Source organism: Bradyrhizobium sp. 26S5, assembly GCF_036923295.1.
In the GTDB taxonomy this organism is placed as follows: Bacteria; Pseudomonadota; Alphaproteobacteria; order Rhizobiales; family Xanthobacteraceae; genus Bradyrhizobium; species Bradyrhizobium septentrionale.
In genome coordinates, this window is the sequence record NZ_CP145948.1 from 4910672 (window position 1) to 4925530 (window position 14859).

At 64.3% G+C, this 14859-nt stretch carries 14 protein-coding genes; 8 read left to right on the top strand and 6 right to left on the bottom strand.

Annotated elements, in window-relative coordinates:
- Positions 1-10: 10 nt before the first annotated feature.
- On the bottom strand, positions 11-1747 hold the full coding sequence (locus tag V5279_RS22725; RefSeq protein WP_338701342.1) for an extracellular solute-binding protein: 1737 nt from the start codon (positions 1745-1747) through the stop codon (positions 11-13).
- 385 nt (positions 1748-2132) lie between these two features.
- Here V5279_RS22725 and V5279_RS22730 point away from each other — a divergent pair, with 385 nt between their 5' ends.
- A complete protein-coding gene (locus V5279_RS22730) occupies positions 2133-2981 on the top strand; it encodes an invasion associated locus B family protein (RefSeq protein ID WP_338687843.1) in 849 nt (282 codons plus the stop codon).
- A gap of 15 nt (positions 2982-2996) precedes the next feature.
- Here the strand turns inward: V5279_RS22730 and V5279_RS22735 are convergent, their stop codons facing one another.
- On the bottom strand, positions 2997-3323 hold the full coding sequence (locus V5279_RS22735) for a hypothetical protein (RefSeq protein ID WP_338687845.1): 327 nt from the start codon (positions 3321-3323) through the stop codon (positions 2997-2999).
- Positions 3324-3352: 29 nt separating this feature from the next.
- Here V5279_RS22735 and V5279_RS22740 point away from each other — a divergent pair, with 29 nt between their 5' ends.
- A complete protein-coding gene (locus V5279_RS22740; RefSeq protein WP_338687847.1) occupies positions 3353-4627 on the top strand; it encodes an MFS transporter in 1275 nt (424 codons plus the stop codon).
- A 56-nt stretch (positions 4628-4683) separates the two neighbouring features.
- On the opposite strand, the gene hspQ is transcribed toward V5279_RS22740, so the two are convergent.
- Positions 4684-5016 (bottom strand): heat shock protein HspQ, encoded by a 333-nt coding sequence (hspQ, locus tag V5279_RS22745; RefSeq protein WP_024584048.1) that lies wholly within the window; start codon positions 5014-5016, stop codon positions 4684-4686.
- 121 nt (positions 5017-5137) lie between these two features.
- Here hspQ and V5279_RS22750 point away from each other — a divergent pair, with 121 nt between their 5' ends.
- Positions 5138-6091: an AEC family transporter gene (locus V5279_RS22750; RefSeq protein ID WP_166295610.1), complete on the top strand. Its 954-nt coding sequence runs from the start codon at positions 5138-5140 to the stop codon at positions 6089-6091.
- Positions 6092-6154: 63 nt separating this feature from the next.
- On the opposite strand, the gene V5279_RS22755 is transcribed toward V5279_RS22750, so the two are convergent.
- Positions 6155-7339 (bottom strand): UbiH/UbiF family hydroxylase, encoded by a 1185-nt coding sequence (locus V5279_RS22755; protein WP_338687864.1) that lies wholly within the window; start codon positions 7337-7339, stop codon positions 6155-6157.
- 133 nt (positions 7340-7472) lie between these two features.
- Here V5279_RS22755 and pcsA point away from each other — a divergent pair, with 133 nt between their 5' ends.
- The 3 genes from pcsA to V5279_RS22770 are packed head-to-tail and all read left to right on the top strand — an operon-like array spanning position 7473 to position 9978.
- Entirely contained in the window at positions 7473-8201 is a 729-nt protein-coding gene (gene pcsA, locus V5279_RS22760) for a phosphatidylcholine synthase (RefSeq protein WP_338687867.1), read from the top strand.
- Positions 8198-8944, top strand: coding sequence for a TerC family protein (locus V5279_RS22765; protein ID WP_338687869.1), 747 nt, complete (start codon positions 8198-8200; stop codon positions 8942-8944). The genes pcsA and V5279_RS22765 overlap by 4 nt, the downstream gene beginning before the upstream one ends.
- A 59-nt stretch (positions 8945-9003) precedes the next feature.
- A complete protein-coding gene (locus V5279_RS22770; RefSeq protein WP_029081873.1) occupies positions 9004-9978 on the top strand; it encodes a quinone oxidoreductase family protein in 975 nt (324 codons plus the stop codon).
- A gap of 106 nt (positions 9979-10084) precedes the next feature.
- Here V5279_RS22770 and V5279_RS22775 read toward each other — a convergent pair whose 3' ends face one another.
- Positions 10085-11281: an acetylornithine transaminase gene (locus tag V5279_RS22775; protein WP_338687876.1), complete on the bottom strand. Its 1197-nt coding sequence runs from the start codon at positions 11279-11281 to the stop codon at positions 10085-10087.
- Between the two features lie 312 nt (positions 11282-11593).
- Between V5279_RS22775 and V5279_RS22780 the strand changes: the two genes are divergently transcribed.
- Entirely contained in the window at positions 11594-12544 is a 951-nt protein-coding gene (locus V5279_RS22780) for a hypothetical protein (protein ID WP_338687878.1), read from the top strand.
- 25 nt (positions 12545-12569) lie between these two features.
- On the opposite strand, the gene rimO is transcribed toward V5279_RS22780, so the two are convergent.
- Positions 12570-13889 (bottom strand): 30S ribosomal protein S12 methylthiotransferase RimO, encoded by a 1320-nt coding sequence (rimO, locus tag V5279_RS22785; protein WP_338687881.1) that lies wholly within the window; start codon positions 13887-13889, stop codon positions 12570-12572.
- Between the two features lie 206 nt (positions 13890-14095).
- Between rimO and V5279_RS22790 the strand changes: the two genes are divergently transcribed.
- Entirely contained in the window at positions 14096-14617 is a 522-nt protein-coding gene (locus V5279_RS22790) for a class I SAM-dependent methyltransferase (RefSeq protein ID WP_338687884.1), read from the top strand.
- Positions 14618-14859: the final 242 nt, after the last annotated feature.

A 14859-nucleotide genomic window follows, 5' to 3' on the forward strand; every position in this document is an offset into this window, starting at 1 on the left:
TCACGTGACATCACTTGGGTTGCGCGCTGGGCCTCTCCCACCAGGTCTCCGGCAGGTAGCCGGTCAACGCCGTGGTCGAAGGCCGTTCTATCCGATTCCAGCGCGCGATCCATTGCTCTCCCGAGTTAAATAGGGGGATAGCGTAGAAGCCCGACATCAAGGCCCGGTCCAGCGCGCGCACCGCCGAGACGAAGGCCGGCTGCTCCCGCGCCGCCAGCAGCGCCTCGATCATGGCGTCGATCGCCGGATCCTTGACGCCCATGTAGTTTCTTGTGCCCGGCACGTCGGCGGCCTGGCTGCCCCAGTAGAACCACTGTTCGTTGCCCGGCGACAGCGACTGGTCCCAGCGAATGGGGATCATGTCGAAGTCGTAGGCGACCCTGCGCTGCTCGAACTGTACGGCGTCGACCACCCGCACCGCGGCGTCGATGCCGGCGCGCTTGAGGTCGCGCTGGTAGGCGAGGGCGATCCGCTCGTGCTCGCGGGTCGTGACCAGGATCTCGATCCGGAGCGGCGTCCCGGTCGAGCGCTGCTTCAACACGGTGCCGTCGAGCGCGTAGCCCGCCTCGGATAGCAGCGTCAGCGCATTGCGGAGAACATTGCGGTCGCGCCCTGAACCGTCCGTGACCGGCAGGCGGTAGCGGCCATCGAGGATGTCAGGCTGGATATGCGACGCATACGGCTTCAGGAGCTCGCGCTCGCGCGCGTCGGCGGAGCGCTCATAGGCTGACAATTCCGATCCAGCAAAGTAGCCGCCCGCGCGCGAATAGAGCTCGAAATAATAGTTGCGATTGACCCATTCGAAATCGAACAGCAGCGCCAGCGCCTGACGCACCCTGACGTCGGCAAATTTTGGCCGCCGGCTGTTGAACACCAGATATTCGGAGGGCCGCGGCGTGCCGATCTTGATGGCGTCGCGGAGCACTTCGCCATTCTTCACCGCGGGGAAGTCGTAGCCGTCGTGCCAGCGCAGCGGCTCGGGCTCGGTGCGGAAGTCATAGAGGCCGCGCTTGAACGCCTCGAACTGGCTGTTGGCGTCGCGGTAGTAATCGAGCCGGATCTCGTCGAAATTCCACATGCCGCGGTTGACCGGCAGCTCGCGCCCCCAATAGTCGGGATTGCGGGTGAAGGTCACGCTGGCGCCGGGCCTGACCGCCGTCACGCGGTACGGGCCGGAGCCGATCGGCGGCGCGAATGTCGTCTCCTCAAATTTGGCGACGTCGGTGGCATGGCGCGGCAGGATCGGCATCAGGCCGAGGATCAGCGGCAATTCGCGATCCGAGACGCCGCCGAAATCGAATCGCACCGTGAGCGGGTCGAGCACTTCGGCCTTTGCGACTTTCGAATAATACTGGTGATGCAGCGGACGGCCGTGATCGCGGAGCAGCGTCAGCGAGAACACCACATCGTCGGCGGTGACCGGTTGCCCGTCCGAGAAGCGCGCGCGCGAATCGATATGGAAGGTGACGTAGCTCCTGTTGTCGTCGGTCTCGACGCTGCGGGCGAGCAGGCCGTACAGGGTGAACGGCTCGTCATTGTTCCGCACCATCAGGCTTTCGTAGACGTAGCCGCGCTCATAGGCGTAGCCCCTGAGCTGCTGCACAGCGAGACCCCTGACAATCAGCGGATTGAGGCTGTCGAAAGTGCCGTCCCGGGGGCTGAGCACCAGCCGGCCGCCCTTGGGGGCGTCGGGATTGGCATAGGGCAGATGGGTGAAGTCCGGCGGCAGCGCCGGGGCGCCATGCATCGCGATCGCGTGGCTCTCGGCGGCTGCCGCAGGGGCAAGCCCGGTCGTCAGGAATGCCAGGACCAATGACGAGGCGAGCCAGCGTGCGGCCGACGCGGCGCGCCCCACACGCCCGGGAACGCGTCTGTGAGGCGCCGGTTTTGATTCGCGAAACGTCACGCCCCAAGGTTTATCACAGGCTGCTGAAACCCGCCGTGACAAGCGCGCAAATGCGCTTGTCGGCATTGATCTTTCCGTGCGCCGCTGTATTGAAGGCGTGCAATTGGATAGGCGGGAACGCCAGTCACGTATCCGCCTCAATTGACTAGGAGACAGCCGCCCAAACGGCTATGTGTCGGCGCCTGCAGCGGTTTCGGGCGCTGCCGTTCAGAAAGGGTTTTCCGCAATGAATTTCCGTATCTTGGCCGCCCCGGTCCGGCCGCATGGGCGAATTGTCGCCCTGATGGCGGCGACGGCTCTGTCTGCAGCGCTCCTGGTTCCTGCCGCTCAGGCCCAGCAGCCCGCAGCGCCGGCGCCCGCGCCTACGGCACCGAAGGCAGCGCCCAAGGCGGCACCCAAGGCAGCTCCGAAGGCGCCGGCTCCGGCAGCCCAGGCGCCGGCCCAGGCACCGGCCGCCGCCGGTCAACCGCCCGCTGCGGCCGCCCAGCAGCCGCCCCAGGACCAGCAGATCCAGCTGATCTATGCGCCCTGGACCAAGTTCTGCCTGAAGGGCCAGGAAGCCAACGCCAAGCAGGTGTGCTTCACCGGCAAGGACGGCCGCATCGAGTCCGGCCAGCCCGTGATCGCCGCCGTGATCATCGAGCCGGAAGGCGAGCCGAAGAAGATCCTGCGCGTCACGCTGCCGCTCGGCATGCAGCTCGTTCACGGCACCCGCATCATCGTCGACGGCAACCCGCCGCAGCAGGCGCCCTATGTGATCTGCTTCCAGAACGGCTGCATGTCCGACTATGAGGCAACGCCCGAGCTGATCGCCAACATGAAGAAGGGCCAGAACCTCGTGGTCCAGGCGATCAATTCGAACGGCGCGCCACTGACGCTGCCGCTGCCGCTCAACACCGAATTCGCCAAGGCCTATGACGGCCCGCCGACCGATCCGAAGGTGTTCGAGGAAAACTCGAAGAAGCTGCAGGAAGAGTTGCAGAAGCGCGCCGAAGAGCAGCGCAAGAAGCTGGAAGGCGCGGGCGGTGGCGGCGCTACGCCGGCTCCGGCGCCGGCCAACCCGGCTTCCAAGTAAAAATACTGTCAGCATTCAAAACAACGCGAGACCAGCAAAGGGCGCCCGGAAGGGCGCCTTTTTTGTCATGCGATACAGACTGGCTGATGGCAGCCTGCCGCGCTGGTTGTCGTGCACATCGTGTGCGATGTTCGTTGCAGGCACTTCGATTGCGCCGGGCTGCGAGTGCGCATCGTTGGTGTCTTGTCCGGACAATTCCGGCGTCGAAGCACAATCATAAATCCGATACGGGAGGCCAGACGAAAGCGCGGACAGCGCGCCTTCGACGCGCAAGCACGCGCGCGTGGTTCCGCGAACCCTGGCTGCCGTGCGGACAAGTGATGACGCGAGACGATCGGACATCCGTCGTTCGCAGTCATGGAAGTCGCTCAATGTCCCACCAAGTCAACACGCAGCGGCGCGAGCCGGTCTCCCGGCCTTCGCAGCAGCCAATCGGCCGTGCTGCGGCGGATGCTGGTGTCCGCGTCAACCAGGACAATGTCCCGAGCGCATTTCATCCCGGCATCGTCCATCTCGCGCTGGCGATGGGCGGGTTCGCGATTGGCATCGCCGAATTCGCGACCATGAGCCTGCTGCCGTTCTTCGCACATGACCTCCACATCAGCGAACCCCAGGCCGGCCACGCCATCAGCGCCTATGCGCTCGGCGTCGTCGTGGGTGCGCCCGTCATCGCGGTGCTGTCGGCGCGCATGAGCCGGCGGACGCTGCTGATCGCGCTGATGGGCTTCTTCGCGCTGATGAACGGCCTCTCCGGGCTCGCGCCCGACTACCACACGATGCTGGCGCTGCGCTTCCTCGCCGGGCTGCCGCATGGCGCCTATTTCGGCATCGCCATGCTGGTCGCGGCTTCGCTAGTCCCGACGGACAAACGCACGGCGGCCGTTGGCCGCGTGCTGCTCGGCCTCACCATCGCGACGACGATCGGCGTTCCACTCGCCAACGGGGTCGGGCAGGCGATCGGCTGGCGCTGGGCATTCGCGATCGTTGCCGGTCTCGCGCTGCTCACCGCGATCCTGGTCCTGATCTTCGCGCCGCGCGACGCCGCCAACAGCAACGCGAGCCCGTTGCGCGAACTCTCGGCGCTGGGGCGCAAGCATGTCTGGCTGACGCTTGGGATCGGCGCGATCGGTTTCGGCGGGCTGTTCTCGGTCTACACCTATCTGGCATCGACCATGCTGGCGGTGACGCACACATCGCCTGCGCTGGTGCCGGTCACGCTATGCGTGTTCGGCGCCGGCCTCACCGCCGGCAACATCATCGTGCCGCGCTTCGCCGACCGCGCTCTGATGGCCACGGCCGGCGGGCTCCTGCTGTGGTCGGCGGCGACGCTGGCGCTGTATCCGCTGGCGGCAGGCAATTTCTGGACGCTGAGCGCCGACGTGTTCCTGATCGGACTGGGCGGCGCGCTTGCGACCGTGCTGCAGACCCGGCTGATGGATGTCGCAGGCGAGGCGCAGAGCCTCGCTGCGGCGCTCAACCATTCCGCCTTCAACATCGCCAACGCGCTGGGGCCGTGGCTCGGCGGAATGGCCGTTGCCGCCGGCTATGGCTGGACGTCGACCGGTCTCGTCGGCGCGGGACTGGCGCTGGCGGGCTTTGCCGTCTGGGCGATCGCCACGGCGCTGGCTGTGCGGGAGGGGGTATGAACAGCCGGGACGTTGCCGCGCGGAAGCTGCGGCAATCGCCGGGCGGGCAACAGACGTCAGTTCAGCGACGGATTGCGCGGACGGTAGCCGCCCGACTTGTCCTTCACGAAGATCTCCGCGACCTGCGAATGCCGGATCGGCTCGCCGGAATCGTCGGGTAAGAGGTTCTGCTCGGACACATAGGCGACGTACTCGGTCTCCGAGTTCTCCGCGAGCAGGTGGTAGAACGGCTGGTCCTTGTGGGGCCGCATATCCTCGGGGATCGACAGCCACCATTCCTCGGTGTTGTTGAACTCCGGGTCGATATCAAAAATCACGCCCCGGAAGGAGAACACCCGGTGACGGACGATCTGCCCGATCTGAAACTTGGCGGTGCGCGCTTTGATCATGGTTCGTCGATAGACCAACATTGTGGCCGATGCTAGGGGCATGGCGGCGAATTAACCCAGGGTTTACCGATTCCAGCCCTGCAAAAACGACCCAGAATCCGGCCGAGAAACTACTTTCAGAATGATCGATATCCTCAATCTGGCGCTGCCGTATTTCGGCTTGATCTTCATCGGTTACGCGTGCGGCAAAGCCAAGGGTTTGCCCGAGAGCGGGCTCGCCTGGATGAATTTCTTCCTGCTTTACGTTTCGTTGCCGGCGCTGCTGTTCGGGATCATGTCCAAGACCCCGTTCGCGGAGCTGAACAACCCGCCATTCCTGATCGCCACCACGCTCGGAACCGTGACCGCGTTCTTCCTGGCGATGCTCGCAGGCAAGCTGATCGGAGGGCTCTCGCTGCGCGAGGCGACGCTCGCGGGCCTGTCGGGCGCCTACGGCAATATCGGCTATATGGGCCCTGGCCTCGCGCTCGCCGTGCTCGGCACCAAGGCGGCGGCGCCGACCGCGCTGATCTTCTGCTGCGACAGCATCTTCCTGTTCTCGATCGTGCCGCTCCTGATCGAGCTCACCGACCGCGACCATCCCTCGCTGCTGCACGCCTTCGGCGTGGTGCTGCGGCAGATCGTGCAGAACCCGCTGATCATGTCGGCCGTGTTCGGGGCGCTGGTCGCCGCATTCCACATTCCGCTGCCGGTTGCGCTCGACCGCACCATCCAGTTCCTGGAAAACGCCGCGGCACCAACGGCGCTGTTCGTGCTCGGCATCACCGTGGCGCTGCGGCCGTTCGAGCGGGTGCCGTGGGAGGTGCCCGGCGTGGTTGCGATCAAGCTCCTGATCCATCCCTTGCTGGCATTCGGGCTGATGCTGCTGTTCGGCCCGTTCGCGCAGCCCTGGGCTGCGACCGCGGTGCTGATGGCCTCGCTGCCGCCGGCGCTGAACGTGTTCGTGATCGCACGGCAGAACGACACCTGGATCGAGCCGGCGTCGGTCGCGGTCTTGATCGGCACCTTCGCCTCGGTGGTCACGCTGACCAGCGTGATGTGGTTCATCCAGAGCGGACGGCTGGTGTTTCCTTAAGACTCTTGTTTGACGCGTTTTCTTAACGCGCACCGGTACCCACTTCGCTTGAAAACGCTTTGGTCAGCGCCGCCATGACGGCGCGAGGCCTTCGCGCATCGCGAGCCGTCGCAGCGGACCGAATGAGCCGATCAGATGCAGGCCGGCAGCCCGCGCCGTCTGCACGCCGAGGAAATCGCTGAGCAGCGACCGGTTGGCGATGTCGATCGCCCAGGTCCGGCTGGCGACGTCAGGGCGCCGCGCCGCCTGATAGCGCGACAGCACATTTGGCGCGCCGGGATCCTCACCGCGCGCGATCGCTTGCCCCACGATCTCGGCGATATCGGCAGCGTCACGCAGTCCCATATTGAGGCCCTGCGCGCCGATCGGCGGCAGCACATGCGCGGATTCCCCGACCAGCGCGATGCGGTCTTTGGCAAACTGCCGGGGCCGCTCGATGGCGAGCGGAAATATGTGGCGGCCGGGCTGGACTTCGACGCGGCCGAGGATCGAATGCGATTGTCGCTCGGCGGCATCGGACAATTCGCCGTCGCCGAGCGCCATCAGCCGTTCGGCCTCCTTGGGCGCCGAGACCCAGACCACGCTGCTTCTGTTGCCGGCAAGCGGCACGAATACGCAGGGGCCGTGCTCGGTGTGAAACTCGGTCGAGATGTTCCGGTGCGGCCTTGTATGGGTGATGTTGAAGGTGAGGGCGGACTGCCCGAGCTCGCGGCTGACCACCTCGATGCCGGCGGCCTCCCGGGACAATGAATTGCGCCCGTCGGCGCCGACCACGAGCCGGGCCCGAAGCGCCTGACCCTGCCGCGTCACCACGGCGACCGCGCGATCATCCGGCTGCACCGAGGCGGCCTCGTCGTCGAACCGCGTCAGCGTGGCCATCTCGCCGGCGCGGTCCTCGAGCGCTGCGACCAGCGAGCGATTGTCGATATTGAAGCCGAACTGCTCGCGGCCGATCTCCTCGGAGGTGAAGCGCACCTCGGGCGCGCGGATCAGCCGGCCGGTGTCGTCGACGAGGCGCATGGTCTTGAGCGCCGCCGCCTTATTGCTGCAGCGCCGCCAGACGTCGAGCCGGTCCAGGATCTCGGTCGAGGCGCCGAGCAGCGCGGTGGTCCGGTTGTCGGCATAGGGCACGCGGCGGGCCAACAGCGCGGTCCGCGCGCCGGTATCCGCCAGGGCGATCGCGGCCGTCAAACCGGCCGGACCGCCGCCTATTACGATAACGTCATAATCCTGCGTGCTGTCGGTCATATCAGGACATTTGACATGGTTGGCCCGATTTTCAAGCCATCGGTAACCAGCAAAAGTTTCCAACGGTTTGCGCGGCGGAACGCCGCAAGACTGCATATGCAAAGCGGGCCGATTCCTGATAGCACTTCGGCCGATGGACCACACCAGCCAGGGGGATGCGTTGCGAGAGCGGATGCGGACCGCCGCATTCTCCGTTCATATTTTCACGGCACTCGGCGCCGGGGTCGCGCTGTTGGCGATGCTGGAAGCCGTGCGCGAGCACTGGGCCAACATGTTCGCCTGGCTCGGGATCGCGCTGATCATCGACGGGATCGACGGCCCGCTGGCGCGCCGGTTCGACGTGGTGCGGCTGCAGCCGAACTGGTCGGGCGAGGTGCTCGACCTGGTGGTTGATTTCGTCACCTATGTGTTCGTGCCGGCCTATGCGATCACCGCGAGCGGCCTGCTGCTGCCGCTGGCCGCGCCGATCCTCGGCATCGGCATCGTGGTGTCCAGCGCGCTGTATTTCGCCGACCGCCGCATGAAAGCCGACGACAACCATTTCCGCGGCTTCCCGGCGCTGTGGAATGCGGCGGCGTTCTATCTGTTCCTGCTGCATTTGCCGCCGGTGCTGTCGACGATCGTGGTCGCGGCGCTGATCGCGCTGACCTTTGCGCCGTTCCATGTGCTGCACCCGCTCCGCGTGGTGCGGCTGCGCTGGCTGACGCTGTGGCTACTCGGCGCCTGGGCGCTGCTCGGCGCGTACACGCTCGCCAACGATTTCGTGGTCGGAGCCCCGATCACTTTCGGTCTCTGCGCCATTGCCGTCTACATCGTCGGCAGCGATACCGTGATCCGCCGGATGAAAGCCTTCAGAGCATGATGCAATTGATCACCAGCCCGGAAGCCTGGGCTGCGCTGTTGACCCTGACTGCGCTCGAGATCGTGCTCGGCATCGACAACGTCATCTTCCTGTCGGTTATCGTGTCGCGGATCCCGCCCGCGCAGGCCAAGCGCGCGCGGCAGATCGGCCTGATCCTGGCGCTGGTGTTCCGCATCCTGCTGCTCAGCATCCTGGTCTGGCTGATCGGGCTGACGCAGCCGGTGATCACGATCAAGGACGTCGCGCTGTCGTGGCGCGACATCATCCTGATCGGCGGCGGCCTGTTCCTGATCGCCAAGGCGACCCACGAGATCCACGGCGAGGTCGAGGCGCGCGAGGCGGAGGCCGACGACAGACCGAGCGCCAGCGCGTTCTTCTGGGTGATCGTGCAGATCATCATCATCGACCTGGTGTTCTCGCTGGATTCGATCATCACCGCGATCGGCATGGCGCAGGATATCGAGATCATGATCGCGGCGGTCGTGATCGCCTGCGCCATCATGTACATCTCGTCCGGGCCGGTGGCGCGGTTCGTCGCGCAGCATCCGACCACCAAGATGCTGGCGCTGGCGTTCCTGGTGCTGATCGGCGTGGCGCTGGTGGCCGACGGCTTCCAATTCCACATTCCACGCGGCTACATCTATTTCGCGATCGTATTCTCGGTCGCGGTCGAGATGTTCAACGTGCTGGCCAAGCGCAACCGCAGGAAGGCGGCGCGCCAGGGTTCCGCGCCGCTTGGTTGACAAGCCGGCGCCGATGGCATTCGCTCGCGTGACGCTGATATCTGAGGGGAGCGACCGACATGACCAAGGCTGTGCGCGTGCACAAGGTGGGGGGCCCGGAAGTCCTGACCTATGAGGACGTCGAGGTCGGCCCGCCGGGGACGGGCGAAGTCCGGATCCGCCAGCACGCGGTCGGGCTGAACTTCATCGACGTCTATTTTCGCACCGGCCTCTACAAGGCGCCGGGCCTGCCGTTCATCGCCGGCAACGAGGCCGCGGGCGAGGTTTTGGCGGTCGGCCCTGGGGTGACCAATTTCCATGTCGGCGACCGCGTCGCCTATTACTACAACCTCGGCGGCTATGCCTCCGAACGCGTCATCCCGGCGGACAAGCTCGTCAAGCTGCCCGACCACATTACGTACGAGCAGGGCGCCGTGCTGATGCTCAAGGGGCTCACGGTCTGGTATCTGCTGCACAAGACCTTCAAGGTCGAGCAGGGCCATCGGGTGCTGATCCACGCCGCGGCCGGCGGCATCGGCCTGCTGGCCTGCCAGTGGGCGCACGCGCTCGGCGCCAATGTTATCGGTACCGTCGGCTCCAAGGCGAAGGCCGACATCGCGCTCGCCAATGGCTGCGACCACGTCATCCTCTACAACGAGGAGAATTTCGTCGAACGCGTCAAGCAGATCAGCCGCGGCGAACTCTGCGATGTCGTCTATGACGGCGTCGGCAAGACCACCTTCCCGGGATCGCTGGCCTGCCTCAGGCCGCGCGGCCTGTTCGTCTCGTTCGGCAATGCGTCGGGTCCGGTACCGCCGTTCGCGCTCGCCGAGCTCAACAACCACGGCTCGCTGTTCGCGACGCGGCCCAAGCTCAACGACTATGTCGGCACCCGCAAGGAATTGCTCGAAGGCGCCGACACGCTGTTCGCGGCCGTGATCAACGGCAAGCTGCACGTGCCGATCAATCACGCCTATGCGCTGAAGGATGCGGCGAAGGCGCATATCGAGCTTGAGAGCCGGGCGACCACGGGCGCGGCGATCCTGCGGCCGTAGTTTTTCGCGTCATTGCGAGGAGCGAAGCGACGAAGCAATCCATTGTTCCGAATACTCGGAGGGATGGATTGCTTCGCTTCGCTCGCAATGACGTTGCGGGGACCGGTTAGGCCACCCGCCGTGCTGCACCGACCTTGGTCAGCACCGTATCCAGGCAGTCGGTCATCGCAAGAATCTCCTCCCGCGTGACGTTGAGCGCCGGCATGAAGCGCAGCGTGTCCGGCTGCGGCGAGTTGATCAGCACGCCGGCGGCAAACGCCTCGGCGACGACGGCTGCGCCGATCGGCATCTTGAGATCGAGCGCGAGCAGGAGGCCACGGCCCCTGATCTCGCCGAGCCCGTGCCGCGCCGACAGCCGCTGCAATTCGCGCTCGAGCAAGAGGCCGGCGTCGACAACCGATTTCAGGAAATCTGGCTGACCAACCTGATCGAGCACGACAAGGCCGGCGGCGCACATCAGCGGATTGCCGTTGAAGGTGCCGCCCTGATCGCCATGATCGAAGCAGGAGGCATGCTCGGTCGCGAGCAGCGCAGCGAGCGGCACGCCGCCGCCGATGCCCTTGCCGAGCGTCATGATGTCGGGTGTGATCCCGGCATGCTCGTAACCAAACAGCTTTCCGGTCCGGCCCACGCCGGTCTGGATCTCGTCGACGATCAGGAGCAGCCCGCGCTGCTGGGTGAGCGCCCGCAACTCCCTGAGAAACTGATCCGTCGCGGGCCACACGCCGGCTTCGCCCTGGATCGGTTCGAGCATGACCGCAACCGTGGACGACGTGATCAGCTGCCGCACCGACTCGATGTCGTTCAGCCTGGCTTTGCGGAAACCCGAGACCTTCGGCTCGAACAGCGGCTCGAACGCCTTCTTGCCCGAGGCCGACATGGTCGCGAGCGTGCGGCCGTGGAAGCCACCCTCGAAGGTGATAATCTCGTGCGCGCCGTTCTTGTACTTGGCACCGTATTTGCGCGCGAGCTTGATTGCGCCTTCATTGGCCTCGGCGCCGGAATTGGCGAAGAACACCTGGTCGAAGCAGCTCTTGTCGACCAGCATCTTCGCCAGCTTCAGGCTCTGCTCGTTGTAGAACGCCGGGCTCGGCGTCAGCAGCCGCCGGGCCTGCGCGGCGAGCGCATCGGCCACGATGGTCGGAGAGTGGCCGAGGGGATTCACGGCCCAACCCTGCACGAAATCGAGAAAGCGGTTGCGGTTATGGTCCCACAAATACGAGCCGGCGCCGCGCACGAACACGACTTCAGGGCGGGCAGTGATGTCCATCAGCGCGTCGAACGGATGCGTGGCGTTGGTCATATCGATCTCCTCTGGTCAGTGTTGGGAAAGGGCAGGCCGAAAAGCGAGAAGGCCGCGCTTTGGGGGCGCGGCCTTCTCGAAAACCTTGGCTGATTTTAGCTAATCAGCGCTGGCGTCGGACATGGCGCAGCCCATCATCGTCGCGGGTGCGACGACGGCGGATGGCCTGGCGGTGGGTCCGGTTCAGCTTCATGGCGCAGGGCCATACAGCGGGAGGGCAGGCGATGTCAAGGGCGAGAATAGCGCGCGAACGCAACTTGCCAACCATCGCCGATGCGGTATTCCGGATTTGAACAGCGTCGGAGCAAGTGCATGACGACGTCGATCCAATTTCAGGAGCTCTGCGCGATCCCGACCGTGCTAGGGTTTTCCCTCGTCAGGAACGCTGTCGCGAACGACGGTTCGCTGCTGTTCCTGTTTGCCGAGACGTCTGCCGCCAAGTCTCTCTCCGAGACATACAGGCAGGGCATCGGCGGGTTTCCGCGAACTCGCGCGGAGGTCGCGGCGCGACTTTGTCTCGTGAGGATGACCTCGATGGCGTCGCACACCATCGAGCTTCCCGAACTCGATTTGACCTTTCCGGAGGTTGACGTCTTTCCCGACGGGCGAATTCTCATCGCGGGGCCGAGATGTGAATGGCGAGGCAAAGATGATTTCGATCTCAACGGCGCCATTGTCCAACCAACCACGGGGGAGGTAACACGAATACTGCTGAGGGACGGCATCAGCGCCATTCAGGTCGATGACCTCGCTCGCATCTGGGTCGGCTATCTCGACGAAGGCGTGTTCGGCAATTTTGGTTGGGGGTTTGGGGATGGGCCGACGCCAGTCGGCGCGGCTGGACTTGTTTGCTTCTCTGATGCCGGCGAGAAAGTCTGGGAGTTTCCGAAGAATCGCTCCTACTCGATTGCGGATTGTTATGCGCTGAACGTGTCGGGGGCCGACGCGACGGCCTTCTTCTATACGGAGTTTCCGATCTGTCGGATCAGCAGCAGCTTTGAGCTTACTTTCCGCACGACAAATCTGGCTGGGTGCCACACGCTTGCCGTGTCCGACACGGAGGCTCTTTTCTCTGGTCAATACCGAGATCCGCCGGACACCGCCCATCTTGGCAAACTGTCTCCAGAGCGGCTGTCGGATATCAGGCGGCTGCGCATGTTGATGCCGGACGGATCAGCCCGATCCGGGGGGCAATTATTGGCGCGCGGTCAGTCGCTCTACCACTTCGACACCGAGAAAGTCTGTCGCTTCAGCTTGGACTAACGCATAAGCAGCAGGCTTCAGCGTGTCAGAACCCGGCGACGCTGCCGTGCAGGTCGTATTGGTCGGAGCGCTCGATCTTCGCGGTGACGATCTCGCCAACCTTGAGCGGGCGGCGGCTGGTGAGGTAGACGGCGCCGTCGATCTCGGGCGCGTCGGCCTTCGACCGGCCCTTGGCCACGGTTGGGCCGACCTCGTCGATGATCACCTGCTGGCGGGTGCCGACCTTGCGCTTCAGGCGCCGGGCCGAAATCTTCTGCTGCCGCGCCATCAGCGCATTCCAGCGTTCCTGCTTGACCTCGTCGGGCACCGCATTGCCGATCGTATTCGAGGTAGCGCCGGCGACCGGTTCGTATTTGAAGCAGCCGAGGCGATCGATCCCGGCCTCATCGAGCCAGTCGAGCAGATAGGCGAAATCGGCATCGGTCTCGCCGGGGAAGCCGACGATGAAGGTCGAGCGCAGCGTCAGCTCCGGGCACTGCTCGCGCCATTTCTGGATCCGAGCCAGCGTCTTCTCCTGCGCGGCCGGCCGCTTCATCGCGCGCAGCACGTCCGGGCTCGCATGCTGGAAGGGGATGTCGAGATAGGGCAGCACCTTGCCCTCGGTCATCAGGCCGATGACCTCGTCGACATGCGGGTAGGGATAGACATATTGCAGCCGCACCCAGGCGCCGAGCTCGCCGAGCTCTTTTGCGAGGTCGAAGAACTTGGCGCGGACGCTGCGATCCTGCCAGGGGCTCTCGGCGTATTTCAGGTCGACGCCATAGGCCGAGGTGTCCTGCGAGATAACGAGCAATTCCTTGACGCCTGCCTTCACCAGCCGCTCGGCCTCGCGCAGCACGTCATTGGCCGGCCGGGACACCAGATCGCCGCGCAGCTTCGGGATGATGCAGAAGCTGCAGCGATTGTTGCAGCCTTCGGATATCTTCAGATAGGCGTAGTGCCGCGGCGTCAGCTTGACGCCCTGCGGCGGCACCAAGTCGAGGTGCGGATTGTGCGCCGGCGGCAGCGCGCGGTGCACGGCGTCCAGAACGCTCTCATATTGTTGCGGCCCTGATATCGAGAGCACGCCGGGATAGGCACTCTCGATCTGCTCCGGTTCGGCGCCCATGCAGCCAGTGACGATGACCTTGCCGTTCTCGGCCATGGCCTCGCCGATCGCGGCCAGCGATTCCTGCTTGGCGCTGTCGAGGAAGCCGCAAGTGTTGACGATGACGATGTCGGCGCCGTCATGCTTGCGCGCGAGTTCATAGCCTTCCGCGCGCAGCCGGGTGATGATGCGCTCGGAATCGACCAGCGCCTTGGGGCAGCCAAGTGAATGGAAGCTAATGCGCGGCGCTCTTTCCATGTAATCAACCGTAAATGCATCTGAATTGTTCAATCCAACTAATTGTTTTGATAGTAAAATTCAACCGCATATCAGGTTCCAACGATGATAAAGTGATGCACGTACTAGGCGAGTGGAATCCACCAGTGCCTAGGGACCTGTAGGGTTCATGAACGGCCGGAACTCGGCCCCATCGCGCCGCAGAAATTCATCAACAAGGGAGGGGTATGGACGGACTGAAAATTGCGAGTTCGGGAGAGACAACAACCGAGCGCGTGCTTGACCCATGCTGCGGCAGTCGCATGTTCTGGTTCGACCGTCAGCATTCTGACGTGATCTACGGAGATAAGCGACGCGAAACCATTACAGTTACGGATCGGTGCAGCGCTGACGGGCAACGGACGCTACGCATTGAGCCGGATGTGCTTATGGACTTCCGTGCTCTGCCTTACGCGGACGGAAACTTCAAATTGGTCGTATTCGATCCGCCGCACCTGAAGAGCGCTGGTCCCAAAAGCTGGATTGCTGCTAAGTATGGGAAGCTCGGCCCGGACTGGCGAGAAGATCTTCGCCTCGGATTCTCGGAGTGCTTCCGAGTTCTAGCACCAGATGGCGTTCTCGTATTCAAATGGAACGAGACACAGGTGAAGGTGAAAGAGGTTTTGGCGCTAACCGACAAGAAACCTCTGTTTGGTCATCCGAGTGGCCGCACTGGCCTCACGCATTGGCTGGTTTTCATGAAGGACTGAGGCGCAGCGTCCGAGCCGTCTCCCGGCGGCTTCACAAGTGGCACAAGAGCGGACATCTTCCAGCCCACGCGATGGGCCATTAGCGGACGTTGCCCGTTTCCCGGCGTGTAGGCTGAGTGCTACAGCTGTCGCGCCGATCACGGCGTGCTGTGTAGACGCTCCAATTGCTTTTGCGCGTCCCAGTCGGACGGAGGGCGTCGCCCCTTGCTGAACCATTTCATTCCACTGGCAATCCAAGTAAC

Excerpts from the sequence above, each read along its gene's own strand:
- V5279_RS22725 (WP_338701342.1), bottom strand. The coding sequence starts at position 1,747 with ATGCATGGCGCCCCGGCGCTGCCGCCGGACTTCACCCATCTGCCCTAT.
- V5279_RS22730 (WP_338687843.1), top strand. The coding sequence starts at position 2,133 with ATGAATTTCCGTATCTTGGCCGCCCCGGTCCGGCCGCATGGGCGAATT.
- V5279_RS22735 (WP_338687845.1), bottom strand. The coding sequence starts at position 3,323 with ATGTCCGATCGTCTCGCGTCATCACTTGTCCGCACGGCAGCCAGGGTT.
- V5279_RS22740 (WP_338687847.1), top strand. The coding sequence starts at position 3,353 with ATGTCCCACCAAGTCAACACGCAGCGGCGCGAGCCGGTCTCCCGGCCT.
- hspQ (WP_024584048.1), bottom strand. The coding sequence starts at position 5,016 with ATGATCAAAGCGCGCACCGCCAAGTTTCAGATCGGGCAGATCGTCCGT.
- V5279_RS22750 (WP_166295610.1), top strand. The coding sequence starts at position 5,138 with ATGATCGATATCCTCAATCTGGCGCTGCCGTATTTCGGCTTGATCTTC.
- V5279_RS22755 (WP_338687864.1), bottom strand. The coding sequence starts at position 7,339 with ATGACCGACAGCACGCAGGATTATGACGTTATCGTAATAGGCGGCGGT.
- pcsA (WP_338687867.1), top strand. The coding sequence starts at position 7,473 with ATGGACCACACCAGCCAGGGGGATGCGTTGCGAGAGCGGATGCGGACC.
- V5279_RS22765 (WP_338687869.1), top strand. The coding sequence starts at position 8,198 with ATGATGCAATTGATCACCAGCCCGGAAGCCTGGGCTGCGCTGTTGACC.
- V5279_RS22770 (WP_029081873.1), top strand. The coding sequence starts at position 9,004 with ATGACCAAGGCTGTGCGCGTGCACAAGGTGGGGGGCCCGGAAGTCCTG.
- V5279_RS22775 (WP_338687876.1), bottom strand. The coding sequence starts at position 11,281 with ATGACCAACGCCACGCATCCGTTCGACGCGCTGATGGACATCACTGCC.
- V5279_RS22780 (WP_338687878.1), top strand. The coding sequence starts at position 11,594 with ATGACGACGTCGATCCAATTTCAGGAGCTCTGCGCGATCCCGACCGTG.
- rimO (WP_338687881.1), bottom strand. The coding sequence starts at position 13,889 with ATGGAAAGAGCGCCGCGCATTAGCTTCCATTCACTTGGCTGCCCCAAG.
- V5279_RS22790 (WP_338687884.1), top strand. The coding sequence starts at position 14,096 with ATGGACGGACTGAAAATTGCGAGTTCGGGAGAGACAACAACCGAGCGC.